The organism is Streptomyces sp. NPDC104309 (genome assembly GCF_055584025.1).
The window spans coordinates 20988-46518 of record NZ_JBVJMV010000002.1; the positions used below are offsets into that span (position 1 = coordinate 20988).

General features: G+C 69.6%; 24 protein-coding genes and 3 pseudogenes. 10 read left to right on the forward strand and 17 right to left on the reverse strand.

The window, feature by feature from the left end; all coding sequences use genetic code 11:
• The first annotated feature begins 310 nt into the window (after positions 1-310).
• Together ACZ68L_RS01810 and ACZ68L_RS01815 are read left to right on the forward strand one after the other, a co-directional pair.
• Positions 311-1384 (forward strand): MarR family transcriptional regulator, encoded by a 1074-nt coding sequence (locus ACZ68L_RS01810; RefSeq protein ID WP_469573358.1) that lies wholly within the window; start codon positions 311-313, stop codon positions 1382-1384.
• 218 nt (positions 1385-1602) lie between these two features.
• Positions 1603-2283 carry a GAP family protein gene (locus ACZ68L_RS01815; RefSeq protein WP_469573360.1) on the forward strand — a complete coding sequence of 227 codons (681 nt, stop codon included), beginning with the start codon at positions 1603-1605 and terminating at the stop codon, positions 2281-2283.
• Positions 2284-2313: 30 nt separating this feature from the next.
• Here ACZ68L_RS01815 and ACZ68L_RS01820 read toward each other — a convergent pair whose 3' ends face one another.
• The 6 genes and pseudogenes from ACZ68L_RS01820 to ACZ68L_RS01845 form a co-directional block, all read right to left on the reverse strand.
• Positions 2314-2658, reverse strand: a complete 345-nt coding sequence (locus ACZ68L_RS01820; RefSeq protein ID WP_469573361.1) for a hypothetical protein — start codon at positions 2656-2658, stop codon at positions 2314-2316.
• A gap of 212 nt (positions 2659-2870) precedes the next feature.
• The gene (locus ACZ68L_RS01825; RefSeq protein ID WP_469573363.1) at positions 2871-3554 is read right to left on the reverse strand and encodes a tyrosine-protein phosphatase; all 684 of its coding nucleotides are present in this window, start codon (positions 3552-3554) and stop codon (positions 2871-2873) included.
• A 165-nt stretch (positions 3555-3719) separates the two neighbouring features.
• Positions 3720-4511 carry a DUF4253 domain-containing protein gene (locus ACZ68L_RS01830; protein ID WP_469573364.1) on the reverse strand — a complete coding sequence of 264 codons (792 nt, stop codon included), beginning with the start codon at positions 4509-4511 and terminating at the stop codon, positions 3720-3722.
• Positions 4512-4684: 173 nt separating this feature from the next.
• Complete coding sequence (locus ACZ68L_RS01835; RefSeq protein ID WP_469573366.1) at positions 4685-5353, reverse strand: maltokinase N-terminal cap-like domain-containing protein; 669 nt, start codon at positions 5351-5353, stop codon at positions 4685-4687.
• A 30-nt stretch (positions 5354-5383) separates the two neighbouring features.
• Positions 5384-5575 carry a DUF397 domain-containing protein gene (locus ACZ68L_RS01840; RefSeq protein ID WP_469573368.1) on the reverse strand — a complete coding sequence of 64 codons (192 nt, stop codon included), beginning with the start codon at positions 5573-5575 and terminating at the stop codon, positions 5384-5386.
• Positions 5572-5862: pseudogene (locus tag ACZ68L_RS01845) on the reverse strand (Scr1 family TA system antitoxin-like transcriptional regulator); the annotation flags it as partial. The pseudogene ACZ68L_RS01845 and the gene ACZ68L_RS01840, both read right to left, overlap by 4 nt.
• Positions 5863-5873: 11 nt before the next feature.
• Here ACZ68L_RS01845 and ACZ68L_RS01850 point away from each other — a divergent pair.
• Complete coding sequence (locus ACZ68L_RS01850) at positions 5874-6779, forward strand: hypothetical protein (RefSeq protein WP_469573370.1); 906 nt, start codon at positions 5874-5876, stop codon at positions 6777-6779.
• Between the two features lie 296 nt (positions 6780-7075).
• Here ACZ68L_RS01850 and ACZ68L_RS01855 read toward each other — a convergent pair whose 3' ends face one another.
• The 3 genes from ACZ68L_RS01855 to ACZ68L_RS01865 all read right to left on the reverse strand — a co-directional run bounded on the left by ACZ68L_RS01855 (position 7076) and on the right by ACZ68L_RS01865 (position 9823).
• Positions 7076-7672 carry a dihydrofolate reductase family protein gene (locus ACZ68L_RS01855; RefSeq protein WP_469573372.1) on the reverse strand — a complete coding sequence of 199 codons (597 nt, stop codon included), beginning with the start codon at positions 7670-7672 and terminating at the stop codon, positions 7076-7078.
• 384 nt (positions 7673-8056) lie between these two features.
• Positions 8057-8464, reverse strand: a complete 408-nt coding sequence (locus tag ACZ68L_RS01860) for a hypothetical protein (protein ID WP_469573373.1) — start codon at positions 8462-8464, stop codon at positions 8057-8059.
• A 954-nt stretch (positions 8465-9418) separates the two neighbouring features.
• Positions 9419-9823 carry a hypothetical protein gene (locus tag ACZ68L_RS01865; RefSeq protein ID WP_469573374.1) on the reverse strand — a complete coding sequence of 135 codons (405 nt, stop codon included), beginning with the start codon at positions 9821-9823 and terminating at the stop codon, positions 9419-9421.
• Positions 9824-9994: 171 nt separating this feature from the next.
• Here ACZ68L_RS01865 and sigJ point away from each other — a divergent pair, with 171 nt between their 5' ends.
• Positions 9995-10981 (forward strand): RNA polymerase sigma factor SigJ, encoded by a 987-nt coding sequence (gene sigJ, locus ACZ68L_RS01870; RefSeq protein ID WP_469573375.1) that lies wholly within the window; start codon positions 9995-9997, stop codon positions 10979-10981.
• 113 nt (positions 10982-11094) lie between these two features.
• Here the strand turns inward: sigJ and ACZ68L_RS01875 are convergent, their stop codons facing one another.
• The 3 genes from ACZ68L_RS01875 to ACZ68L_RS01885 form a co-directional block, all read right to left on the reverse strand.
• Positions 11095-11580 (reverse strand): ester cyclase, encoded by a 486-nt coding sequence (locus tag ACZ68L_RS01875; protein WP_469573377.1) that lies wholly within the window; start codon positions 11578-11580, stop codon positions 11095-11097.
• 73 nt (positions 11581-11653) lie between these two features.
• A complete protein-coding gene (locus ACZ68L_RS01880; RefSeq protein ID WP_469573379.1) occupies positions 11654-12217 on the reverse strand; it encodes an ester cyclase in 564 nt (187 codons plus the stop codon).
• Positions 12218-12254: 37 nt separating this feature from the next.
• Positions 12255-12815, reverse strand: coding sequence for an NADPH-dependent FMN reductase (locus ACZ68L_RS01885; protein ID WP_469573381.1), 561 nt, complete (start codon positions 12813-12815; stop codon positions 12255-12257).
• 201 nt (positions 12816-13016) lie between these two features.
• On the opposite strand from ACZ68L_RS01885, the gene ACZ68L_RS01890 reads away from it, so the two are divergent.
• A complete protein-coding gene (locus ACZ68L_RS01890) occupies positions 13017-13490 on the forward strand; it encodes a MarR family winged helix-turn-helix transcriptional regulator (RefSeq protein ID WP_469573383.1) in 474 nt (157 codons plus the stop codon).
• 70 nt (positions 13491-13560) lie between these two features.
• Positions 13561-13737: pseudogene (locus ACZ68L_RS01895) on the forward strand (serine hydrolase); the annotation flags it as partial.
• Between the two features lie 224 nt (positions 13738-13961).
• Here the strand turns inward: ACZ68L_RS01895 and ACZ68L_RS01900 are convergent.
• The 3 genes from ACZ68L_RS01900 to ACZ68L_RS01910 all read right to left on the reverse strand — a co-directional run bounded on the left by ACZ68L_RS01900 (position 13962) and on the right by ACZ68L_RS01910 (position 18311).
• On the reverse strand, positions 13962-15356 hold the full coding sequence (locus ACZ68L_RS01900) for an MFS transporter (protein WP_469573384.1): 1395 nt from the start codon (positions 15354-15356) through the stop codon (positions 13962-13964).
• Positions 15357-15472: 116 nt separating this feature from the next.
• On the reverse strand, positions 15473-17128 hold the full coding sequence (locus tag ACZ68L_RS01905; RefSeq protein ID WP_469573386.1) for an amidohydrolase: 1656 nt from the start codon (positions 17126-17128) through the stop codon (positions 15473-15475).
• Positions 17129-17411: 283 nt separating this feature from the next.
• Positions 17412-18311, reverse strand: a complete 900-nt coding sequence (locus tag ACZ68L_RS01910) for an Lrp/AsnC family transcriptional regulator (RefSeq protein ID WP_469573388.1) — start codon at positions 18309-18311, stop codon at positions 17412-17414.
• 244 nt (positions 18312-18555) lie between these two features.
• Between ACZ68L_RS01910 and ACZ68L_RS01915 the strand changes: the two genes are divergently transcribed.
• Both ACZ68L_RS01915 and ACZ68L_RS01920 read left to right on the forward strand, forming a co-directional pair.
• Entirely contained in the window at positions 18556-19536 is a 981-nt protein-coding gene (locus tag ACZ68L_RS01915) for a C-terminal binding protein (protein ID WP_469573390.1), read from the forward strand.
• On the forward strand, positions 19533-20363 hold the full coding sequence (locus ACZ68L_RS01920; RefSeq protein WP_469573391.1) for a class II aldolase/adducin family protein: 831 nt from the start codon (positions 19533-19535) through the stop codon (positions 20361-20363). The genes ACZ68L_RS01915 and ACZ68L_RS01920 overlap by 4 nt, the downstream gene beginning before the upstream one ends.
• Positions 20364-20436: 73 nt before the next feature.
• Here the strand turns inward: ACZ68L_RS01920 and ACZ68L_RS01925 are convergent, their stop codons facing one another.
• Entirely contained in the window at positions 20437-21174 is a 738-nt protein-coding gene (locus ACZ68L_RS01925) for a hypothetical protein (protein WP_469573393.1), read from the reverse strand.
• 153 nt (positions 21175-21327) lie between these two features.
• On the opposite strand from ACZ68L_RS01925, the pseudogene ACZ68L_RS01930 reads away from it, so the two are divergent.
• Positions 21328-21579 (forward strand): annotated as a pseudogene (locus ACZ68L_RS01930) (transcriptional regulator); the annotation flags it as partial.
• A 176-nt stretch (positions 21580-21755) separates the two neighbouring features.
• Here ACZ68L_RS01930 and argS read toward each other — a convergent pair.
• Complete coding sequence (argS, locus tag ACZ68L_RS01935) at positions 21756-23528, reverse strand: arginine--tRNA ligase (RefSeq protein ID WP_469573395.1); 1773 nt, start codon at positions 23526-23528, stop codon at positions 21756-21758.
• Between the two features lie 188 nt (positions 23529-23716).
• Here argS and lysS point away from each other — a divergent pair, with 188 nt between their 5' ends.
• The gene (gene lysS, locus ACZ68L_RS01940) at positions 23717-25489 is read left to right on the forward strand and encodes a lysine--tRNA ligase (RefSeq protein WP_469573397.1); all 1773 of its coding nucleotides are present in this window, start codon (positions 23717-23719) and stop codon (positions 25487-25489) included.
• Positions 25490-25531: the final 42 nt, after the last annotated feature.

Genomic DNA, 25531 nt, shown 5'->3' on the forward strand with positions numbered 1-25531 from the left:
TCGATTCACTCGTGCGGGGGACGAGTCGGGGCAGCGGCTGGGCGTTGAGCTCCGAGACCCGGGCGTCGGGATCCGGGCCCCGGGATTCGAACCCCGGGGTCCGAGCGCCTTCTTCAACCGGTAGGTGGGGAAGGGTGGTTGGGGCAACCTCCCTGGCCTCCCCGACCCGTCACGGCCAGCAAGTATGACTAATCGTGACAGCTTGCGGCGTGGCGTCCTGGCTGCTTACGGTGCGCACAACGAAACGACCCCGACGCGGTGTTGTCGCACCGGGCCGGGGTCTCACCCCAAGATCGAAAAGAGCGATCTCGTGGCTACCCAGAACTTTAGCCCTGCCCTGCGCACGCCCGCATCCTCGCCCGCGTACCCGATGGCCAGTCCCGGCTACGGCAAGCGATCGGCGCCGGACCAACGTCCCCGTAGTGCCGCTGACTTCGCCCTCCTCCCGGCGCGCGAACGGTATGTCGCCGGATTCATCGACCACCTCCCCGACGGTGCGGCGATGAACGTCAAGTGCCTCTCCAAGCAACTGCCCCTCTACGGCCAGCAGGCCGTCGGTTCGGCCCTGACCGCGCTGTCGGTGGCCGGGCATCTGCGTCGCGTGCGGTGTCTGGTCGGCGAGGGCGGCCAGGTCCGCTGGGTGTTCCGAACCTTCTGGTCGCGCACGGCACGGGACAACGAGTGGTGGGGCGCCTACCTCGCCGTCGAGAACGCGGAGCGCGTCGAGAACGCGGAGAGCGTGGGGGACGCCGAGACCGTGGAGAACGCGGGGGACGTGGGGGATGCGGGGAATCCCGAGAACGCAGGCCGTACGTCCGTGCCCGCGCCCTTCCCCGTATCCGTGCCCGCGCCCTTCCCCGTATCCGTGCCCGCGCCCGTCGTGCCCGCCGCCCCTCTCGTGCCGCAGCAGCGGGCCTCGGACGGGGACACCCCCTCGCCCGCGTATCTCGCCCTGGCAGGGCTCGGACGCACAGATCCCCGGCTCGCCCTCTCCGCCGCCGACTGCACAGCGCTTGAGGCGCTGGCCGCCCAGTGGTTCGCACGCGGTGTGGACGCCGCCTACCTCACCCATGCCCTCACCGCCGGGCTGCCTGCCCAGGTCGGCTCGCCCGTCGGTTTCGTCCGGCGTCGGCTCACTGACAAGATCCCGCCGGCCCTGCCCGTCAGCCCGGTGCCGCCTGCGGCCGGTGCTCCCTCGCGTCGCGTGATGATGGAATGCACCGGCTGCGGCACCCCAGGCCGCCCCGAAGCACTTCCGGACGGCGTCTGCCGACTCTGCCGCCGCTCCGTCGCCCCGGAATCCCCGACGGCACCTGAGCCGACCGTCGAACGCGACATCCGCACCCATGTCGCCGGACTCCGCGACCTGCTCAAGGTTCCCTGACACCCGACTTCTCAGGCCCGGTCGGGCTGCGTGCCGCCGTTGGTCGCATCGAAGGGCTGAATGCCGCACGTGGTGCGAGCCGTCCGCCGCCACCCGCTCGCCGCCAGCGCCCGTTCACCGCCACCCGTTCACCGCTTCTGCCGCGCGGCCGGATGGACCCCGGACCGAAGATGGGGCCGGAACGTCCTGATCATCCTGAGCGCCTGAGGAGGTGGCCCATGGGCAAAGCAATCGGTGATGTGCTGGGCCTGGCGGCCGGTGTAGCGGTCAGTCCCCTCCCCATCGTCGCCATCATCCTCGCCCTGGCCACCCCGCGCGGACGGCTGAACGGATCGCTGTTCGCACTCGCCTGGATCGTGGGTCTTGCCCTGCTGGGCGCGATCATGCTGGTGATCGGTGGCACGGGAGGCGCCTCCTCCACGCACAAGGAACCGGCCACCTGGGTGGGGGCCCTGAAGCTCGCGCTGGGCGTACTGCTGGCACTGTTCGGCGCCCGTCAGTGGCGGCGGCGGCCGGCGGATCCCTCCGAGGCGCAGTTGCCGAAGTGGATGGCTGCGATCGACCGCTTCACACCCGCCAAGATCTTCGGTCTCGGGCTCCTGCTGTCGGCGGCCAACCTCAAGAACGCGCCCTTGACGATCGCCGCAGGCGCCTCGATCAGCTCGGCAGGGATTCCCGTACCGCAGCAGATCGGAGTGCTCGCAGTCTTCGTGATCATCGCGTCCCTCGGGGTGCTGGCACCCCTGGCTGTCTATCTGTTCATGGGGGAGAGGGCAAAAGGCGTGCTCAGCACCTGGCGGAACTGGGCCGCAATGCACAACGTCGCGGTGTTGGCCGTCCTCTTCTTCGTCCTCGGACTGAAGCTGCTCGGGGACGGCATCAGCATCCTCACAGCGTGAGCACGACGGGCCCTGGAGCCCCTGGCAGGCTCAGGGCCAGTCGACCAGGGACATGAACACCACCCACGCGAGAACCACCGTCCCGGGGGCGAGCACGGCGAGCGCGACACCGGCCGGTGGTCTGCGCCGGTTGAGCACCCAACTCGCGACCAGCGCGATCAGGGCCAGGACCAGACCGCAGCGGAACACCGTCCATGCGGGGTCGAAGCTCCTGCTGAACCGATCGGAATCGGCCTCCGAGCAGGAGTCGCAGGCCATCGGCGAGAGCCCGCCGAAGACCAGGGCGAAGAACGCGAGCGGAAGCGTCACGATCGTGGAGATCAGCGAGGCGACCCAGGTGTGCCGGGGGCCGCTGTCCATGACGTTGTCGGGCATGCGTGCGATTCAACCCGGCGGCTGGATACGGCACATGAGTCGAGGTACTCATCTGCCGGGTGCGGGAGCGTGACGCATCGTACGGCGATCTGCCGCACGCGCGTGTCCCCGCGAGACGGCACGCATCACGTCGGCGGCGGCCACAGCGCCCGCACCGGCTGCCCGGCGGGGCCGGTGAGTCCCCCGACCAACGGCTGCCTCGTTGGACCGCGTCAGGTCAAGGCGATGCGCAACGCCTGCAACTCGGCCTCCTTGGCGCCGTGCGCCAGGAGATAGCCGGGTACAGACCCGTAGTGGCTGCGGATCCAGATCATGGCGTGGAGCAGGTGAGTCGCGGTGACGGGACGGGTGCCGTGACCGGTCGGTGCCGCGGCTGAAGCCTTGGTGAGCCCCAGGGACGTGTTCGAGCGGAGGAAGTCCTCCGTGATCTCCGCTTCGGAGGCGTTCAGCAGAGTCTGAAGGATGGCGACGGTCACACCGGTGCGGTCTTTGCCGGAGGCGCAGTGGACCAGCGCGGGCAAGGCTCCGGGAACGATGAGCCGGCGGATGGTCGCCACTGTCGAACGACCGGCGTGCTCGGCCATGGAGGGATAGAGCTCTCGTTGATTCTCGGGCCAACTCTGCTCGGCGAAGACGGGAAAATGGCTGTGCTCGTACCCGAGGTCGTGTCGCAGGTCGGGCCCGGCCGCCACCTCCGGCGTACTGCGCAGGTCGATCACGCTGCGCAGCCCGAGTTTCTTCAGGTGCTGCGCGCCTTGCGGTGGCATGGCGTCCAGGGCACCGGAACGGTAGAGGACCCCGCGGCGGAGGGACCCGACACCACCCGCGTCGCGGAAGTTCCGGATGCCCGGGATGTCGTTGAAAGCGGAGTCGGGCCGGTCAGTGCGTGTGATCACAAAACGAATATATGAGACCCGATCCGGCTCGCCGGTGAACGTGACTCGGCGCACGGTCGCCGGTGAGCCGAGTCGCATGCCGCTCACCGCTCGCTGCTCACCGCTCGCCCGGACTGCGTCGGGCCGGGCGAGCTTCACGATCTGCCGGACTGCCCGGTCACAGCACTAATCCCACCAGAACGACCAGGTCTCCTGGTTCAGCACCATCTTCTCGGCGTAGACGTCCAGGTCGTACGGCGGGTTCTGGTTGATGTTGTCCGGGCAGAACGCGAAGTGCTCGGCGGCGAGCGCCCGTGCCTCCGCCAGGGTGGTGGGCGGCCGTCCGACCGAGACGGTCAGGGTGTCGAAGCCGATCACCACGACCCGTATGCCGAAGCGGTCCTCCCAGGAGCGGAGGACCGCGCAGAGCCGGGCCACGTCCTCCTCGTAGTTGACCGGGCCCGACCAGCCGATCGCCGCCGGGATGTCCGCACTGCGCCGGGCCGGGACGAGCGCCGCACGCGTACCGGGGAACCAGCCGTCCGGGCCGGCGCACTCGTCCGCGATCTCGGCCACCAGGTCGTCGGGGGAGCTCTGACCCGAGGCGGCGGGAACGGGCGCCAGGCCCGGCCATTGGCCGTCGGCGGCGTCGAGTTCGTCGGGCGCGCAGTCCTCCCAGTACTCCCCGAGGACCTCCTCGGCGTCGTGATCACCGGGGTACGACGCGCTGTCCGGCATGAGATCCCAGGTCTCGGGCCACTGGTCGCGTCTCCCGCCGTCGATCAGTACGGGAAGCAGCCCGACCGTCCGCCCCGCCGCACGCAGCCGGTTCCATGTCCCGGGGGACGCGGGCTCGTCGGCGTACCAGAGCAGCGGCTCGTGCCACGGCCCGTCGATCGTCGCGTCGACCAGTGTGCCGGGCGGCAGTTGGAGCCCGGAGGTGGTCAGTGAAGGAAGCGGGTTCGGAAGCGTCGCCATGACCGCGACTCTAGACGCGGCCACTGACAGCGGCCGGGCTGCGGGCGGGTTCCGGTGGCCCGCAGCGCGCTCCGAGCGGGCCTGTCGGAACGGGCCCTTCGGAACGGGCCCTCGGGGACTGCTCGTTGGAGCGGGCCCGTCGGCGCGGGCACCTGGCGGCAGGACGGTTCGGGCTACGGACGTGCGGGGTGGACGACGACGAACGCGGTGCGTGCCGTGGTGCCGTCGGTCAGCGGCGCGTCCGCGGTGACGTGACCGAGTGCCTGCCCCTCGGCGGGCCGGCCGGGCTGGAGAACGCGGTTGATGTGGATCGTCAGCCGGCGTCCGTCGGCTGCGGTCTCCACCAGGATGTCCGTACCGCTCGGGTCGTCGGCCACGGTGGTGGAGGAGAGCGCGGCCTGAGTGCCGGTCTCCGCGAACCAACCGGTCACGGACGGATCGGGGGTGTTGCTCACGCTCTGCATCTGCGGCTCGGCCTCGCCGACGATCAGCGCGAACAGCTGGGCGACGAGCACCGGGTCACGCGTCCCGTCGTACACCCACCGCTGCCCCAGCACCCCGTGTTCCGTCGTGCCGATGAGCGCTTCGTCGGCGCCGGCGATCGGTGCGCCGCGGTAGCTGAACGGCACGAAGTACACGACCGGCTGGTCCCCCGAGGAGTCGGTGACCGCCATGAACTCGATCCCCACCTCGCCCTTCGGGTCGTCCAGCCGGAACCCGCCGGTCCTGGCCAGCTCCGGCTGCTGTCCCGACGTGCCGCGGTACCAGGGCTGTGCGGGCAGCCAGGTGGCGAGGAGCTCCAGCTTGGTGGGCGTCAGCGTGGTCTTGTGGATGACAGCCATGGCGGTGGTGTTCCTCCCGTAGGTGTGGGCTCAGCCGAGGAGCCGGTCGGCGGCGAAGCCGGCGAAGGCCGTCCAGGTGGTGGGCGCGACGGTGAGCGTGGGGCCGTCGGGGTTCTTGGAGTCGCGGACGTGGACGGCGGCGGGGTGGGCGGCGATCTCGACGCACTGCCCGCCTTCGCTGCCGCTGTAGCTGGACTTGAACCACTCACGTGCAGTGCTCATCGCTCTCCCAGCAGACGGTCCAACAGGCCCACGGTGTCTTCGGGGCTGAGGGCCTGAGCTCGCAGCATCGCATATTTCCGGGCGAGGATGCTGACCTCGTCGGGGTCCGAGACGAGCAGGCTGCCGCGTTGTGTTTCGGAGTACGCGACGTGCTGGCAGTCCGGTGTTTCCAGCAGGATGAAAGAGCCGTCGACTCCGGCGTGGGTCCGGCTGTTCAGCGGCAGGACCTGGAGGAAGATCCCAGGGAGTGCAGCACACGCCCGCAGGTGGCGCAGCTGCTCCTGATGAGGAGTGCACCGTGGCCCGCAACGTCCCGTCGTCACCGTTCAAGATTGCGGATCTGATACCTGAGCTGGCCGGTCTGGTCCGGGAGACCACGCTGCTGTACCCGCGTCGCGGGGCGCCGCACGTCCACGAGAGCTCCATCGGTGGGCCGTTGTCCTGGCCGGTCGACGAGCCCTGGCCGCAGTGCACGGACCCGGAGCACTACAAACCCTTGCGCCAGCCCACCGCAGTGGCCGGCCCCGAGCCGGTGGCGATGGTGCCCGTTGTCCAGCTCTACGCCAGGGACGTCCCCGAGCTCCCCTTCCCCAGGGGGCGTGACGTCCTTCAGATCGTATGGTGCCCACTGATCCACGAAGACCGGGATCAGTGGACCGCGCTTCCCCACCTCTACTGGCGTACGGAGGCCGAGGTCATCGCCATCGGCGTCCTGCTGGAACCCCCGGTGCCGTACGCGTACGACGGGGACTTCGTCCCCCGCTCCTGTACGGTCTCGCCGACCCTGGTCAAGGAGTACCCGAACTGGGACATGCCCGAAGGTCTTGCCCAGACTCTGGGGGACCGGTTTGACGAGATCGAGGCGGAATTCGGCTGCTCCTACTACGACATGGCCACCACCATCCAGAGCAAGGTCGGGGGCTACCCTGGCTGGACCCAGCCGTCCGACTGGCCTGACTGTGACTGCGGACGGCGCATGGAGCACCTGCTCAGCATCACTGCCACGGAGCCGGGAGGCGGGCGGTGGCTTCCCGAGGACGAGCAACAAGGCGGTTTTCAGGTGCCTTTGTGGCGGGTCGTGGCCGACCCGGCCGTTGAGGACGCCATCGGGCACGGGATGGACATGGGCGACCTCGGTGGCATGTACTTCTTCATTTGCCCTGCCTGTCCCGGCACTCCATGGACGTATCGCTACGACTGCTGACAGTCCCTGCTCCTGGAGGCCGCACGGAAGCGCGCAGATCAATGGAGTGGCTTTGTTCACGAGTCGTGTGCTTTGACAGCGGTGGGGTGCTTGCCAGGACGACATCGCGGTGTTCCCGGTGAGAGGGCCTGGTCGTGCCGCAGATGACGAAGGTAGAACCGCACGCGGCCGGCCCGGGTCGCCCCCGATGTACTCACTTGCAGCCCCAAGGCCATGGCTTGCGGCCACGGCGGCGCTTGCGTGACGCTCTGAGCGCGCCCGCGCCCGGCCTCGCCGGCGCCGCCCGCCCGGAGCGCTCAGCTGCTGATGCGCGTGTAGGTGAGGAACACCGCGCCGCTCTTGAGGACGGTGTGGTCGGTGAGTGTCCAGGTGTGCGGGTCGAAGGTGGCCTTGCGGGAGAACAGCGGGATTCCGTCGCCGATGGTCAGCGGGCCGATCTTGAGGATCAGCGTGTCGATCTCGGTGTACAGGGAGCCCGCCAGCTCGGCGCCACCGAGTAGCCAGATGTCTTTGCCGTCCTGCTGCTTGAGCTCGCGCACGGTCGCCACGGGGTCGTCGGCGACCAGTTCGACGGCCGGATCCGGGCTCACGGTCAGGGTCCGGGAAAATACCAGGTGACGCAGGTGGGGGTAGGCATCGGTGATTCCGGCCGCAAGGCCGATCTCGTAGCTGCGCCGCCCCTCAAGCACCGTGTCGAAGTGCGTGCCCCCCGCAGTGACGGACAGTGCCTGCCGAGCCTGGACGGGCAGCGTCTCCGGATACTCGGCCACGAGATGCTGGATGTAGTCCGCCGGTATGGGCCAGAAGCCGTTCGGACCGGTGGGGTCCGCGCCGTCCGGGCCCGCGATGAAGCCATCGAGAGTGGTGGCGATGTAGTGGACGAGTCTGCGCATGCCGGGTCCCTTCAGTTGGTCACGCGGTCGCGGTGCGGCCAGTGGTCGCCGGATGGTGCGCCGGGGCGCGAGGCCGCTGAGCGATCACGACATCCGGCCAACGACATGGGCACCGTGCCGTCAAATCTCTTGAACATTCGCCCGCGCGCCAGGGCTCGCCTGCTGCTCGAACGGGCCGACAAACGCTGTCGCTCGAAGTGAACAGAGCCACCGACCGGTGGGGGCGGGGGAGCGGAGTCCCGGCGAGATCGTGTGGTGCGCGTTCGGCCGGCCCACCGCCTTCGGAGGGGACTCCGTGGCTGGTCGGTCCCGGCTGGGTGAGGGGTGAGGAGAGGGGCCGCCCCGCGCGTGCGCGGGGTGCGGTACGGCCCCCCGTCGGGTCCGTCAGCTGTGGATCGTCACGCAGGCCTTGGTGCCGGGGTAGTTGTTCCAGTACCCGCAGACCTTGCTGTTGTTCGCGGCGTTGAGGCCCCACTTGAAGCTGATGGTCTTGGTCTCGACCCGTGCGGCGCTCACCGTCGCGCCCATGTATCCGCCGGAACCGTCGGTGAAATCAACCCGCGCATAATCCGTCCAGGCCCGGTTATTCGACTTCTTGCTCAGCGATACGCTGTCGACCTTCAGGCCCGTCCCGGTGACGGTTATGCATACAGATCCGGAGCCGTCGGTGGATCCGGCATTTCCGGTGCAGCCGGTGGCCGTGAGCGGCTTGACGTCGACGGCGTGCGCGCTACCGGTGAAAGCGATGGTGCTCATACCGATTGCCGCCACGAGGGAAAGAGTCTTCTTCATTGAGCGATCCTCCATGTTTTCGCAAATAGGCTCACGAAACAAAACCATGGAAGATCCACTCTTGACAGTTACTTTCTGGCCATCCGAATTTGGCCGGTTTCTGGCTGGTGCGACAGCGAGGTTCGGTGGACGCGTTGTCGACCGGGTGTGCGGCTAGTGCTGTGGCCGGAAAGGTTCGCGAGCCGGTGAACCTTTCCGGCCACAGCACTAGGTCTTTCGCCTGATCCAAGCGAGAGGCCCTAGGCCGGAGAAGGGGCGTGGTCAGGGTGTGGCGTCGCATGGGTTGGGTCGGACGAGGGGCGCCGAGTCCAAAAACCATCGGCCACCCTTCTGTTTTACCCGCCACGAAGTGCAGACCTTTCCTCCCTCTTTCGTTGCTCCTGAAAGGGTCAGTACATGAACTCCCTGGTGGTCGCCGATGGACACTTCCAGTCGATTCGGCTTAGCGTCCTGAAGGTATGCCAAATAGTCTTTCGTGTAGGAGTCGCCGACGCTGCTCTCGGTGAACAGATCATTCAGGGCGTCTGAGTTTCCCTCGTTTATGTATTCCCATGCCCGAGTTTTGAGATCGCTCTGTGAAGGCGCCCCGGAAGGCGCTTCACGGGAAATCTCGAACATGACCCCACCGACCCATGCAAGGGTCACTCCGAATACGACGTACGGTATCCAGCGTCCATTTTTCTTGCTGAGGGTCCGGGTCTGTGACTGAGGCATGTCGATTGCTGATCCCTTTCCAAGCCGACGGCGGAGGGGCGTTGCCGGCGGCGGCGGTACGAAGTGGCGAGGTTCCCGGTGGGCGGGTTCTCGACCGAGGTCACCACGCCTCCCAGGAGCGTCGCGTGCCTGCCTACCCTTCCTCGACCGGTCTGTCCAGCCGACCCTTGTGCCATCCGGCCGCGCAACTCGTCGAGCGGCGGCGGTTCGTGGAGTCGGCGACCGTGGTCCGCGTGGCGGTCACGAACGACTGCCGGGGCGCTTCGACAAGCGGACGGAGAGCACCTGGCCCAGCGCCAGCACGCTCAGGCCGAACATCAGGACGCCCAGGGGGACATGGAGCGACGGTATGTGCGCGATACCCAGCACCACCTGCACCGAGGCGAGTACGAGGAAACCGGACGCGTACAGGATGGGGCGGGGCGCTCCGCCGCCCGGCCGCCATGCCAGGATCGCGGCGATCACGTACAGCATCGATGCGCCGTACATCACGCGCGCTCCGACGCCGTGCAGTATTTCGCCCTGGGACGAGGACAGCAACAGTCCGGCGGTGACCGCCTGGAAGAAGATGGCCAAGGTCTGCAGGGCGATCGCAACGTGCACGAACGTGAAGCTGCGTTGTTCCGCCGTCGTCTGTGCGGCCATGGCGCGGTCCCCTCTTCTGCCTCGCGGCGGTGGATCGGTAATGTCTCGCCAGTCCGACGACATGGGCCCGAGAAATGTGAGGCCAACGGCCGACCTCACAGTCCGGCGCGGTGTTTCGTCGAAGTGGCGAGAGCGGCAGCGGACGAAGACGACGAGGGAGCGGTCTCGACCATGAGCACCCCATCCGAGCCGGCGCACGACCGGTCCGAGCCGGACCTGAGCGCGGTCGTCGGCGAGCGGCGCCAGCTGATCAATCTCGCCTATCGGCTGCTCGGTTCGCTGGCCGAGGCCGAGGACGCCGTGCAGGAGACCTACGCCCGCTGGTACGCGATGTCGCGGCAGCGGCAGGAGGCCATCGAGTCGCCCGGCGCCTGGCTGACGACGGTGGCCACCCGCATCTGCCTGGACCTGCTCGGCTCGGCGCGGGTGCGGCGCGAGCGCTACGTCGGCGCATGGATACCCGGGCCGCTGCCCGACCGCACGGAGTGGATCAGCGGGTCGGCGGGCGGCGGCAGGGCCGAGCCGGCCGACCCCGCCGACTGGGTCACCCTGGACGAGTCGGTGAACATGGCCTTCCTCGTCGTACTGGAGTCGATGACGCCGGCCGAACGTGTGGCGTTCATCCTGCACGACGTCTTCCGGTACCCCTTCGCCGAGGTCGCCGAGATCGTCGGCCGGACGCCGGCGGCCTGCCGGCAGCTGGCGTCCTCGGCCCGTCGACGTATCCGCGCCGCGCAGACTCCGGCGGTTCCGACGGCCGGGCAGGCCGGTCTGGTGCGGCATTTCAAAGAGGCGTGGGAGGCCAGGGACATCAAGGGCCTCGTCGGTCTGCTCGACCCCGACGCCACGATGATCGCCGACGGTGGCGGACTGGCCGGTGCCGTCCTCCGTCCGGTCGAGGGCAGCGAGCGCATCGCCCAGTACCTGATCCACATCGCCGGCAAAGCCCCTGGGCTGACGCTCCTGGAGCGGACGGTCAACGGCCGGCCCGGCCTGGTCGCCCAGCACGCCGGCGTCACCCTGACCGTGGCGGCGTTCAGCCTCACCGGCGGCCGCATCACTCGCATCTGGGCGGTCCGCAACCCGGAGAAGCTCCGTCCGTGGACGGAGCCTTCGGCCCGGCACACCTTGCCCGGGGGAACGCAGCCGAGCGGCTGATCCGGGGCCTGTCGTTCGGATCCTGCCCGGCTGGTTGCCCGGACGGTTGCCTGGTGGGCGCCATCCATCCTGGACGGCGCCGGACGGTGCCCACCGGTGATCGCGCTGTGGCGCTATGCGGCCAGCTTCTGGAGGAAGGCCGTGAAGTCGGCGTCGGACCAGTGCTCGATGATCTTCTGCTGCTCGACCCGGTCGACCGTGGTCGCGGTGAAGGACGCGTAGCGTCCGGACGGGGGGATGTCGAGGAACTGCCCGGTGTGGTGTCCGCCCAGGAGCCAGCGGGTCGCCACCTTGTCGCCCTCGGCGACCTGGTCGAACACCGTGATGGTGAGGTCGTCGAACGCCGCGACCAGCTTGCTGTCGAACTCCAGCCAGGACTGCCGGTCGAACCCGGGGACGTGCATCACGGCGTCCGGGTGGATGTAGAGGTCCCAGGACGTCGGCAGGTCCCGCCGGCCGTAGCTTTCGTAGAACGCCTTCACTATGCCCTTCGTCGGTCTGCCGTTCTCGGCGAAGGACGGGCTGCCGGACGCGAGCGCCAGGGCGCCCCCGGCGAGAGCGCCGCCGACCAGCCCGCGTCGGCTGATGGACTCCGTCATGTGCTGCCTCCCGGTCGGTTCTTCAAGGACGTCCTGCGCTTTCCCCGCACAGGACTTGGTGGATGGCGATGCGTCAGGGAGTTTCGCCGCGAAGTATCTGGAGGAACCTGCCGAAGTTCCCTTCCGACCAGTGCTCGACGGACTGGCCGTCCACCACGCGGTCGATGGAGATGCCGCTGAGGTGGACCTCGCGGCCGGACGGGGGGATTCCGAGGATCGTCCCCGTGTGGACGCCGCCGAGGCTCCAGCGGGTGACGACCTTGGTGCCCTCCGCGATCTGGTCGAGCACGTCCAGCCGGTAGCCGGTGAGTGATGCCTTCAGTTCGAGGTCGCCCGCGACCCAGGCCGAGCGCTCGTTGGGGCCGTCGAACCCGTGGAGCACCAGGTCCTTCGAGATGTACCGCTCGAAACCGGCGGCCAGGTCCCCGTTGTAGGCGGCGTAGAACGCCGCGGCGACCTTCCTCGGCGAGAGGTGGGATCCGGACGAGGCGCCATGTGATCCCTGGCTCTGCGCCTCGGCCGGGGTGGCGACGGTGACGAGGGCCGCGGCGGTGCCGAGGCCGGTGATGGTGCCGATCGCCCTGCGCCGGCTGGGCGCGGGGGCCGATACGGCCTCGGGAGGTTTTTTGGAGGTCATGCGGAACTCCTGGTGGATGAGTCGCGAGGGCGCGCGGTCAGTTGGTGCGCAGCGGGGCGAGGGCGTTGGTCCAGGCGATGACCTGGTCGAGGGTGGTGGTGAGGGCGTCGCTCTGCGCGTCGATGGGCTTGAAGGCGCTGAAGTTCTCGAAGTCGTTGAAGAGCGAGAGGGCCACCTGGGAGCGCACGTCGGCCATCTGGAGCTCGCCGGCGATGAGGCGCAGGTGCTCCACGGCGCGGGTGCCGCCGGTCGCGCCGTAGCTGACGAAGCCGACCGCCTTATTGGTCCATTCCGCGTAGAGGAAGTCGATGGCGTTCTTCAGCGCTCCGGGCACCGAGCGGTTGTACTCGGGGGTGACGATCACGAAGCCGTCGAAAGAGGCGATCTTCTCCGCCCAGGCCTGGGTGTGCGGCTGGGCGTACTGGCCCATCGACGGCGGGTACGCCTCGTCGAGCAGCGGGAGCTTGAAGTCCACCAGGTCGACGAGTTCGAACTCGGCGTCGGTGCGCTGGGCGGCGTTCTCGTGCACCCAGCGGGCGACGGCCGCACCGTTGCGTCCCGGGCGGGTGCTTCCGAGGATGATGCCGATCTTGGTCATAGCGGTCCTCTCTGTTCTTCCTGAACAGGGCGTCTTCCTGAACAGCGCGACAAGTGCTTGCTCCGTCAAGCAACTGCTTGACGGAGCAAGTACACAGCAGGATTGCTTGACGTGTCAAGGACTGGTGGGTGAGGGGGCGTGGGGGGCGAGGTGGACTCGCGGGTGTAGTTCCTTGCTCCGTCAAGGAACTACAGTGGGGGAATGCCCTCCGACCAGCAGTCATCACAGCCCCTCGATCCGAGCGAGGAGGCGTTCGTACGGGAGCTGAGCCGAGTCATGCTGGCGCTGCCACGTGCGGTCGACGCCGACATCGTGCGCGAAGCGGGGTTGCCGCTCTCCGAGTACACGCCCCTGATGCACCTGTCCGAGGTGCCGGAAAGGGCGATGCGGATGAGCGAGCTCGCCGCCGCCTGCAACCTCTCCCTCAGCGGGATGACCCGTGTCGTCATCCGGCTGGAGAAGCAGGGCTGGGTCGAGCGCGCCAAATGCGCCCAGGACGGGCGCGGCTGGAACGCGGTCCTGACCGACGCCGGGCTCGCCCGGCTCGAACAGGCCTGGCCGGCATTTCTGGTCAGCGTGCGACGACATCTCATCGACCACTTCCGTGGTCAGGACCTCACCGAACTCGCGGCCACACTCCAGCACGTCGCGACGTCCGAAGGCGAACCAGGCTGAGTCCCGGCTCATCCGGCCGAAGCCGAAGCCGAAGCCGAAGCCGAAGCCGAAGCCGAAGCCGAAGCCGCGAGCGGACCTCTACCGGTTCTTCACCGCGCTCCTGGCCGGCCGCCTCCCGGCGCCCCAGCTCGCCCAGATGCGTACCACCGTCCCCGCCGAATACTTCGGCTCCGGCGCCCGCTGCGGACTGGGGCTCGTGAGCATGCCGCTGTCGTGCGGCGGCGTCTACTGGGGCCACGGCGGCAGCAAGTAGGTGTGGCGCAGCCCGATGTGCTTGAGGACGCGCCGGTCCATCTCCTCGGCGACGGGGCGGGGACGTCCTGGACGCGGTGGCGGCGTCGGGAGTGCGGACGCGATGGAGCCCGAAGCGCCGGTCGGGATCGGCGCTTCAGGCTCCGCGCATGCGTGTACCCCCACCCGTGGTCCTTGACGGGAGGGGGTACACGCACCGGCGGGCCGTGTCCGCGGATGTCACAGAGCGGTGGGCACCGGCTTGTGCGTCATCGGGGGCTTGGTCGGTCCGTCGGACGCCTGTGCCTGCGCCTTGCCCAGCCGGTGGAGGCGGGCCGTGCACACGATGCCGATCGCCGAGATGGCCATCAGCATGACGGCCGGAGGCCAGTAGTGACCGCCCGCCGCCGCCGCGAGGGAGACCGCGGCGAGGGGCGCGAGGCCGCCGAAGATCATGTTGCAGATCTGGTAGGAGAGGGAGATGCCGGTGTAGCGGACGTGCGGCGCGAAGCCCTCGACGAGGATCGACGCGATCGGCCCGTACAGCGCGGACATCACCAGACGCATGGCCAGCATCATCAGCCAGATGAGGAAGACGCTGCCGGTGCCCAGCACCATGAACTGGGGCAGGGACAGGACGATGACGCCGACGAGGCCGGCGATGACGACCTTGTGCGGGCCCACCCGGTCGGCGAGCCACGACAGCCACGGGGTGACGAGGAGTTCCAGGAAGGCCGCCAGGGTGAGGCCGTTGAGCAGCATCGACTCCGACAGATGGAGGTCGTCGCCGGTGCCGTACGAGAGCAGGAAGCTGGTCACCACGTAGTAGCCGCCGGTCGCGGTGGCCAGGGCGAAGACGCCGATGAGAACCGTCCGCCAGGCCTTCTGGAAGACCTCCACCACGGGCAGCTTGGCCTCTTCCGCCCCGCCCTCGGCCTGCTTCGCCTGCTGTTCCCTGCGCACCTCCTCCATGACCGGGGACTCCTCCAGCTTGACCCGGACGACCAGGCCCACGATCACCAACACGGAGGAGGCCAGGAACGGCACGCGCCAGCCCCAGTTCATGAACGCGTCGTGCCCGAAGAGGTTCATCAGGCTGAAGGCGCCGGTCGACAGCAACGCGCCGACCGATGAGCCGAGTTGGGCGAACGAGCCGAAGAACGCGGCCTTGCCGCGCGGGGCGTTCTCCACGGCGATCAGCACCGCGCCGCCCCACTCCCCGCCGATCGCGATGCCCTGGACCAGTCGCAGCAGGATCAGCAGGATCGGGGCGAGTGCGCCGACCTGGGCGTACGTGGGCAGCAGACCGATGGCGAAGGACGCGACGCCCATCATCACCAACGTGATGACCAGGGTCTTCTTGCGTCCGACGCGGTCACCGATGTGTCCGAAGACGATGCCGCCGAGGGGCCGCAGCAGAAAGCCCACGGCGAACGTGGCGAAGGCGGACAGGGTGCGGAGGTACGGCGACATGTCCGGCGGGAAGAACACGTCGTTGAAGACGATCGCCGCGGCGGTGGCGAACGCGTAGAAGTCGTACCACTCGATGGAAGTGCCTGCCAGCGCCGCGACGGCGGCTCTGTACGGGCTCTGTCCGGTGGTGGACTGCGGGGATGGGGACGGGGACGGGGACACGGTGCCTCCGGGGGCGGGAGGGGCAGCGGAAGGGGAGGGGAAGAAGCGGAAGAGACGCGGAAGGGACGCGGAAGGGACGCGGAAGGGACGCGGAAGGGACGCGGAAGGGTGGGTGGTCAGCGGCCGGGGGCTGCCCAGGCGCGGGTGCCGCCGATCCAGGTCTCGCGTACGCCGATGGAGGCGAGTTCGGCCGGGTCGGTGGTGAGCGGGTCGCCGGCCAGGACCACGAAGTCGGCGAGCATGCCGGGGGCCAGGGCGCCGACGGCGTGTTCGCGGTGCAGGGCGCGGGCGGCCGAGGCGGTGTGCGCGTGCAGCCCGTCCGCGACGGGCATCCGCAGCGAGGCGTCGCCGAGGACGGTGCCGAGTACGGTGCGCCGGGTCGCGGCGGCGGAGACGGCCTCCAGCGGGGCGGGCGGGGCGACGGGCGCGTCCGAGCTGAAGACGACGGGGACGCCCGCGGCCAGGCAGGTGCCTGCCGGGTTGTAGCGGTGGCCGAGGTCGCCGACGGCGGTCAGCGTGCCGTCGCCGGTGCGCAGGTGGTGCTGGGGCTGCATGACCGGGACGACGCCCAACCGGCCCATGCGGGCGATCTGCTCGTCGGTCGGCAGGCCGGAGTGCTCGATGCGGTGGCGGATGCCGGGGCGCTCCCGGTCGGCCTGCGCCTTCTCGACGGCGTCGAGGACCATGCCGATGGCGTACGGGGACTGGGCGTGGGTCGCGGTCTGGAGACCGGCGCGGTGGGCGCGGCCGACGAGCTCGGCGTACTCCTCGGCGGAGTGGTAGAGCTGGCCGTGGTGGCAGCAGTCGGCGGCGTAGCCCTCGGGGAAGTACGCGGTCCAGCCGCCGAGGGTGCCGTCGGCGTAGAACTTGACGCCCTGGACGCGGAAGAGGTCGTCGCCGAAGCCGTTCACCATGCCCAGTTCGAGCGCGGTGTCCAGGAGCGCGGAGGTCAGGTAGGCGGATACGCGCAGGCGCAGTGAGCCGTCGGCGCGGGCGCGCAGATACGTCTCCATCTCGCGGCGGGACGCCTGGGCGTCGCCGACGGTGGTGACTCCGGCGGCGAGGAAGACCTCCTGGGCGCGCTGGAGGTGGTCGGCCATGATGGCGTCGGGCTCGGAGAGGTGGAAGTTCGGGCCGTGGTTGCCGATCTTCACGCCGCCGGGGCCGGTGAGGAGGTCGCAGGCGGCGTCCCAGAGCTGGCCGTCGGGCTCGCCGGAGGCGGACCGGCCGATGCTGCCGCCCTCGGGGTCGGGGGTGCCCGCGGTGACTCCGCAGCTGCGCAGGGTGTGGGAGTTGACGACACCGCCGTGGCCGGAGGCGTTCATCACGTAGACCTCGCGGTCGGTGGCGACGCGGTCGAGGTCGTGGCAGGTGGGGTGGCGGCGTTCGGCGAGGCGGCGGTGCTCGTAGCCGAAACCGCGTACCGGGACCCCGGCGGGCAGTTCGCGGGCCGCTTCGGTCAGGACGGCGACGAGCGTCTCGATGTCCGGTACGCGTTCGGGGCGGCAGTCCACCCAGGCCAGGGCCTGTCCGTACATCACGGGGTGGCAGTGGGCGTCGACGAAGCCGGGGTGGACGAGTCCGCCGTCGAGTTCGAGGACGTCGTCGGCCCGGCCGCCGAGTGCGGCGCGGGCGTCGTCGGCGGTGCCGACGTGGACGACCCGGCCGCCGCGGACGGCCAGTGCCTCGGCGCGTTCGGCGGTGCCGGGGGCGGCGACGGCCGCGCCGGTCACCAGGAGCGTGCGGTCGGCGTCGTCGAGGGGGTGGTGCATGAGTGGGGCCTGCTTTCGACCTGGGACGTCCATGGGGGAGGCCGTACGCACGGGAGCCCGTACACACGGAGGCCGTAGGTACGGGAGCCCGTCCACACGGAGGCCGTAGGTACGGTCCGCGCGGACGGGAGCCTGTGTACACGGAGAGTCCGTGACGGCTGATTCGTTCGCATGGACGATATGCAGCAGACGATGTCTTGCCTAGACCCTTTGCTCACAAATTTTTCGGAATATTACGTCGGCTTTCACTTACGTATCGTTCGATGCGGCCGCCCTGTGGTGCTCAGGGGGTGGGGGCGGTGAGGTCGTACCGCTCCTTGACCAGCTCCAGGTGCACCCAGCTCTCCACGGCGCGCACGCCTTCACACGCCCGCATGTTCTCCAGCGTGTCCCGCACCGCCGCGAGCGACTCCGCGCTGATCGTTCCGACGAGTTCCGCGCGTCCCATGCAGGCGGACAGGAACGAGACCCGGTCCCATCCGCCGATGTGCTGGGCGACGGCGTCCCGCTCGCCGTCCAGGCGTACGGCGAACCCGCACAGGAAGCCGAGCCCCAGCAGCTCCGGGCGGACCAGTGCGAGCACCTTCGCGACACCGCCGTCGAGAAGACGCAGGGTGCGGGCGCGGGCGGCGCCGGGCGAGAGTCCGACGCGTTCGGCGAGTTCGGCGAAGGGCAGCCGCCCGTCGCACTCCAGCTCGTCCAGGATCAGCCGGTCCGTCGCGTCCAGCTCCGGTATGGCGGGCCGGCCCGCCAGCAGGTACGGGTCCTTGAGGTGCTGGAGGGAGATCAGCGGGTCTATGTGGTCGACGCCGTTCAGCGAGCGGATCGACTCGATGGCCCGGTCCAGCTCCGCCAGCCCTTCGGTGCGCAGCTCCGCCATGATCGCGCGGCTGCCCGCGGTGAGGGTGACGAACGGCGCCTGCGGCATGGCGGCGATGGCGCGGGCCACCGGCTCGGCCGCTCCGCTCACGCCGATCGACAGATGGGCCGAGGCGGTCAGGTCGCGTACGGCGGGGTGGACGACGGCCACCACGCGCACACCGCCACCCGCGAGCAGCCGCTGCACGCGGGCGCGGGTGGCGGGGCGGGAGAGTCCGACGCGCTGCGCCAGCGTCTCGTACGTCAGGCGGCCGTCCGTCTGCAGTTCGCGGACGACGGCCAGATCGGTCCGGTCCAGATCCACCTGGGAGCTTCCCCTCGGCTCGATTGTCCGGGGCGGGCGCACCCGGGGCGGGGCCCATTCTTGACCACCGGGGCTCCGGGGCTTCGAGGTGCGGGCCGAGTGACGCGCGTCACTGACGTACGCATCGCCACCCCTGGACAATTCTGCCGGATGAAACGTAGGTTCGGCGCGACCACGGCAAACGAATCGGCATTTCATTGTCGCTGAAGGTTCAGAAGAGCTTGTGAAGCTTGAGGAGGATGGGATGAGCCGGCCCCTGGTGGTGTTCACGGACCCCGAGGAACTCGACGTCGGTCCGGGGGTGCGGCTGCTGGCCGAGGCGGGATTCGACACCCGGGTCGTGGGCAGTCGCGAGCCGGACGCGATCGCTGCGGCGGCGCGCGACGCCGTCGCGTTGATCGTCGGCTACGCGCCGGTGGACGCCGCGCTGCTCGACCGCCTCCCCGGGGTACGGATGCTGGCCACCATGTCCGCCGGGTACGACATGATCGACACGGCGGAGGCACGCCGCCGCGGCGTGTGGGTGAGCAACCTTCCGCACGCCGCCACCGAGGACGTCGCCGTTCACGCGCTCGCCTCCGCGCTCTCCCTCGTACGCGCGCTGCCCCAGGCCGACGCCACTGTGCGCGGCGGGGGCTGGAACACCGAGTTCGCCGAACTGCCGCGCCGGGCCGGTGAGCTGACGCTCGGCCTCCTGGGGTTCGGGCGCATCGCCCGAGTGCTGGCCGGGATCGCGGGCCCGGTCTTCGGGCGCGTCGCCGCGTACGACCCGCACGCCGACGCGGCCGGGTGGCCGCCCGGCGTCGAGCGGCTCGGCCGGGACGAACTGATCGCCGCCTGCGACGTGCTCTCGCTGCACACCCCGCTGACCGAGCAGACCCGTGGCATGGTCGACGCGGAACTGCTCGCCCGGATGCGGCCCGGCGGCTACCTGGTGAACGTCGCCCGCGGTGAACTCGTCGACACCGCCGCGTTGTTGGCCGCGCTGGACGGCGGACGGCTCCGTGCCGCGGCCCTGGACGTGTTCCCGGTCGAGCCTCCGGCGCCGGACGACCCGCTGCGCACCCACCCGCGCATCCAGCTCTCCCCGCACAGCGCCTACCTGTCCGACACCTCGCAGCGGGCGTACGTGTGCGCGCCCGCCGAGAACGTCATCGCCTGGCACCGCACCGGGCGCCCGCTGACCCCCGTGGTCGACCCGACGCTCGAAGGAGCCGCCTCATGACCGCACCGCCCGCCGACCTCGCCCCGGACCTCGCCTGCGAGACCGACTCGGGCCTCGACTCGAACCCCGACCCGGGCCTCGTCGAGGAGACCCGGCTGCGTCGCGAACTCGCCGCCGTCTACCGGCTCGTGGCGCACTTCCGGATGACCGACCTGATCTTCACCCACATCTCGCTCCGGCTGCCGGGGCCCGAGCACCACTTCCTGATCAACCCCTACGGCCTCCTCTTCGAGGAGATCACCGCCTCCAACCTGGTCAAGATCGACCTGTCGGGCCGGCCGGTCGAGCCCACGCCCCACCCCGTCAACCCCGCGGGCTTCGTCATCCACAGCGCGATCCACGCCGCGCGCGAGGACGCGCACTGCGTCCTGCACACCCACACCAAGGCCGGCTGCGCGGTCGCCGCTCAGCGCGACGGGCTGCTGCCGCTGAACCAGATGTCGATGGAGTTCTACAACCGCGTCGGCTACCACGACTACGAGGGCGTGGCCCTCAACCTCGACGAGCAGAAGCGCCTGGTCGACGACATCGGCAACCACCCGGCGCTGATCCTGCGCAACCACGGTCTGCTCACGGTGGGCGAGAGCGCGGCCCAGGCCTTCCTGCGCATGTACTACCTGGAGAAGGCCTGCGAGATCCAGGTCACCGCCCAGGCGGGCGGCGGACCGCTGATCCTTCCCTCGGCCGAGACCTGCGAATACACCGCCCGACAGCTCGCGGGCGACGCGGACGCGGACACGGACCTTCAGGACGATGTCGCCTACGAGTTGGCGTGGGCGGCCATGCTGCGGCTGCTGGACCGGGTGGCTCCGGACTACCGGGACTGAGCGGAGGACCTTCGAGGATCTTCAGGGAACGGGTCTTCGAGGTCTTCGAGGCTCTTCGGGCAGCGGGGCCGGGTCAGAGCTTCTTGGCGCAGAGGACGCGGTCGTTCCTGACCTTGTTCGAGTCGAAGAGCGGATTCTCGGTGAAGACGGCATCGGCCTTGTAGTCGCACGGATCGCTGAAGCCGCCCAGGGGGATGTCCTCAAGGATCTTCGTGATCCTGTAGGTCGCACCGCCCTTCTTGCCCTTGGTCCGGCAGGCGACCTCCTCGACCGCGTCGCCGGTCTTCGATCCACCGCGCACGCAGTCGCCGATCTCGACCCTGGGGCCGCCGCCCCCTCCGGGGTCGCCGGGGTGCGGAGGCTTCAGGTTGCGCATGCAGGCGTAGCCCTCACCCGTCACCGGCGTGTCCTCCAGAAGGGCGAGACTGATCGGCACATTGATCGCGAAGTCGGTGTGCTCCGCACACGCGGTGGCCGAAAAGGGCTCGGAGAAGCCGATGTCCGCCCGGTCGGTGACCTTGGCGACGGCCTCGGGATCCTTGCAGGGAACCTCACGGTAGGCCCCCCGCTTGCCGGACACGGGGGCCGCGCACTCGTTCTCGGCGAGGTACTCCGTGCCGTAGGACGGGTTCACGCTCGGGGTCGGGGAGGCGGACGGGCTGCTGGATCCGGTGTCCGACGCGTGGCGATCCGCCACCTTGCCGCACCCGGTGACCAGCACCAGCGACACCGCTGCGGCGACAGCCGCGGTGGCCGCCGCCGCGGCCCGCATGCCCGATGCCGCCGGCCTGTCACCACTCGTCGTCCGCACGCCGTCCCCCTCAGGTCCCGATCTCCGAATTCTACGGTCTACTGCCTGTGGGGGACGGTGAGTTGGCGGCCAGGAGAGCGGTCGCGGCGAGGGCGGTGGTGCGGATGCGGTCGCTGCGCATGGTGGTGCTCCGTCCGCAACGCCGATCGGGCCATCGGGGACGCCGGAACGCGTACGCGTGCGTCGACGCTCCACCGGTACTGCAACGGTGACGCCGTGCCCAACGAGTACGCGCCGGTGGAGCGGCTGGGGCGGCTGTGCGCGGCGAGTCCGGACGAACTGGTGGAGTTGCACCGGCGGTGGATCGTGGCCGATGCGGCGAGACGGCGTCCTGCTTCCGTTCCCGAGTCCGCTTCTGCGTCTGCCGTGCCTGCTCCAGCTCCTGCTCCTGCTCCGGTTTCTGAAGCCACTTCAGCAGCAGTGGCCGTGCAGGGACGCTGCGCATCGACGACGGCGGGAAGCCGTTCCGTACGAGCAGCATCACGGCACGGCCGCAGTACACCTACCAGCACGACACGGCCCGGTGGGTGACCGAGCAACGGTCACCCACCGGGCCGGATGCGTAGGGGTGCGGCCGGGGCTCAGAGGCGCTCGGGGGTCCTGATGCCGAGCAGCTCCATGCCCCGGTGCAGGGTGTGGGCGGTGAGGTCCGAGAGGAAGAGGCGGTTCTCGGCCACATTGCCCGGCACCTCGGGCTTCAGCACCGGGCACTGGTCGTAGAACGTCGTGAAGAGCGACGACAGCTGGTAGAGGTACGAGGCCAGCTTGTGCGGCTCGTACGCGGCGGCGACCTCGGCCACGACCTCGGCGAACTGGTCCAGGTGCAGGCCCAGCGCGCGCTCGGCCGGGGCCAGCTCCAGCTCCGGGTGCGGCTGGGACTTCAGCTCGCCCGCCTTGCGCTTGATGGAGCGGGACCGGGCGTGCGCGTACTGGATGTACACGCTCGTGTCGCCGGTCAGCGACACCATCTGGTCCAGGTCGAACTTGTAGTCGCGGGCGGCCGACGTCGACAGGTCCGCGTACTTCACCGCGCCGATGCCGACCTGCGTGGCGCGCTCGGCGATCTCCTCGTCGGTGAGGTCCTGCGCCTTCTCGCGAACGACCGTGGACGCCCGGTCGATCGCCTCGTCCAGCAGGTCCGCCAGCCGGACCGTCTCGCCCTCACGGGTCTTGAACGGCTTGCCGTCCTTGCCCAGCACCGTGCCGAAGGCGAGATGCACGGCCTTCACGTCCTCGTTCAGCCAGCCGGCCCGGCGGGCCGTCTCGAAGACCATCTTGAAGTGCAGGGCCTGCCGCGCGTCCACCACGTACACCAGGGTGTTCGCCTTGAGGTTGTGCACCCGGTCGCGGATCGCGGAGAGGTCCGTCGCCGCGTAGCCGTAACCGCCGTTGGACTTCTTGACGATCAGCGGCACCGGGTTGCCGTCCGGGCCCTTCACATCGTCGAAGAACACGCAGAGCGCACCCTCGGAGCGGACGGCGACGCCCGACTCCTCCAGGATGCGGCAGGTCTCCTCCAGCATGTCGTTGTAGCCGGACTCGCCGACGATGTCGAGGTCGCGGATCTCCATGTCGAGCTTGTTGAAGACCGAGTAGAAGTAGATCTTCGACTCGTCGACGAAGCGCTGCCACATGGCCAGCGTCTCCTCGTCACCGGCCTGGAGCGCCACGACCCGGTCCCGGGAGCGGGCCTTGAATTCCTCGTCGGAGTCGAAGAGCACCCGCGAGGCCTTGTAGAGCCGGTTCAGGGAGGACATGGCGGCTTCGCCGTCCGCCGCGCCGCCGTCGCCCTTGTGGTTCAGCTCGCCCGGGTGCTCGATCAGGTACTGGATGAGCATGCCGAACTGGGTGCCCCAGTCGCCGATGTGGTGGCGCCGGACCACGGTCTCGCCGGTGAACTCCAGGATCTGCGCCATCGCGTCACCGATCACCGCGGAACGGAGGTGGCCGACGTGCATCTCCTTGGCCACGTTCGGCTGCGCGTAGTCGATGACCGTCGTACCCGCGGCACTGTTGTACGGCACACCTAGCCGGCCCTCGTCGTCCGCGTCACGCGCGGCGAGGGTCTCGATGATCGCCCGGTCGCTGAGCGTGACGTTCAGGAAGCCGGGGCCGGAGACCTCGATCTCCTTGATCAGGCCACCCGCCGGGATCGCGGCCGTGACCTGGGACGCCAGCTCGCGCGGGTTTCCCTTGAGCTTCTTGGCCAGGGCCAGGATGCCGTTGGCCTGGAAGTCGGCCCGGTCGCTTCGTCGCAGCAGCGGGTCCGCGGCGCCGGCCTCCGGCAGAGCTGCCGTCAGGGCGTCCGTCAGCTGCTGCTGGAGCGTGGAAGCGAGGGAATTGACCGAGGCCATGGGCTGGCTGCCGTTTCCGTAGGGGTTCAGGGCCGCAGCACAGAGCTGCGAAGGATCACACCCAGTATTCCACGGCGGGTAAAGCCGTTTTCGCGCTGCCGGGGGGACCTGGGAGAATGGGCGGTGCCCCTACCAGTCCCACAAGGGTCGTTCCTACGAGTCCCACAAGGCAGACAAGAGAGAAGGACGTGCAGACCGTGGCTCAGAGTCAGAGCAGCACCGAGACCGACTGGGTCTCCCGCTTCGCGGACGATGTCATCGCCGAATCGGAGCGTCGTGCGCCTGGCAAACCGGTCGTCGTCGCGTCCGGCCTCTCCCCGTCCGGCCCGATCCACCTGGGCAACCTCCGCGAGGTCATGACCCCGCACCTGGTCGCCGACGAGATCCGCCGCCGCGGGTACACCGTCCGGCACCTGATCTCCTGGGACGACTACGACCGCTACCGCAAGGTTCCGAACGGCGTCCCGGGTGTCGACGAGTCCTGGGCCGAGCACATCGGCAAGCCGCTGACCTCGGTGCCCGCCCCGGCCGGGTCCACGTTCCCGAACTGGGCGGAGCACTTCAAGGCCGCCATGACCGCCTCGCTGGACGAGCTCGGCGTCGAGTACGACGGCATCAGCCAGACCGAGCAGTACACGATGGGCGCGTACCGCGAGCAGATCCTGCACGCGATGAAGCACCGCGCCGACATCGACGCCGTCCTCGACCGGTACCGGACGAAGAAGGACCCGGCGGCGGGCGCGGCAGGCGGCAAGGGCGGCAAGAAGCCGCAGCAGCAGAAGAAGGCCGACGAGGCGGAGCTGGAGGCCGAGGCGGGTTCCGGCGCGGCCGGTGAGGACGACGGCAGCGGCGGCTCGGCCGGCTACTTCCCGTACAAGCCCTACTGCGGCAACTGCGAGAAGGACCTCACGACCGTCACGTCGTACGACGACGACAGCACCGAGCTGAATTACACCTGCACGGCCTGCGGCTTCGCCGAGACCGTCCGGCTGAGCGAGTTCAACCGCGGCAAGCTGGTCTGGAAGGTCGACTGGCCGATGCGCTGGGCGTACGAGGGCGTGATCTTCGAGCCGAGCGGGGTGGACCACTCCTCGCCGGGCTCCTCGTTCGTCGTCGGCGGCCAGATCGTCCGTGAGATCTTCGACGGCGTGCAGCCGATCGGCCCGATGTACGCCTTCGTCGGCATCTCCGGCATGGCGAAGATGTCCTCCAGCAAGGGCGGCGTGCCGACCCCGGCCGACGCGCTGAAGATCATGGAGGCGCCCCTGCTGCGCTGGCTGTACGCGCGCCGCAGGCCCAACCAGTCCTTCAAGATCGCCTTCGACCAGGAGATCCAGCGGCTCTACGACGAGTGGGACTCGCTGGCGCGCAAGGTCGCCGACGACTCGGTGCTGTCGGCCGACGCCGCCGCCTACGCGCGGGCCATCGGTACGGCCGCCGGTGAGCTGCCGCGTACGCGGCGCCCGCTCCCGTACCGCACGCTCGCCTCGGTCGTCGACATCACGGCCGGACACGACGAGCAGACGCTGCGCATTCTCAGCGAGCTGGACCCGGAGAACCCGCTGGCCTCGCTGGACGAGGCCCGGCCCCGTCTCGACCGCGCCGAGAACTGGATCACCAGCCAGGTCCCGGCCGAGGCCCGCACCATCGTCCGCGACGAGCCGGACAAGGAACTGCTCGGCTCGCTGGACGAGCAGGGCCGACAGTCGCTGCGGCTGCTCCTGGAGGGACTGGACTCGCACTGGTCGCTGGACGGACTCACCACGCTCGTCTACGGCGTGCCGAAGATCCTGGCGGGCCTGGAGCCGGACGCCAAGCCGACGCCCGAGCTGAAGGCCGCGCAGCGGTCGTTCTTCGCGCTCCTGTACCGGCTGCTCGTCAGCCGGGACACGGGGCCGCGGCTGCCCACGCTGCTGCTGGCCGTGGGGGCCGACCGGGTGCGGAAGCTGCTGGGCGCGTAGGGGTTCCCGCACGGAGGGCCGTCACCCGGTGATTCGGGTGAC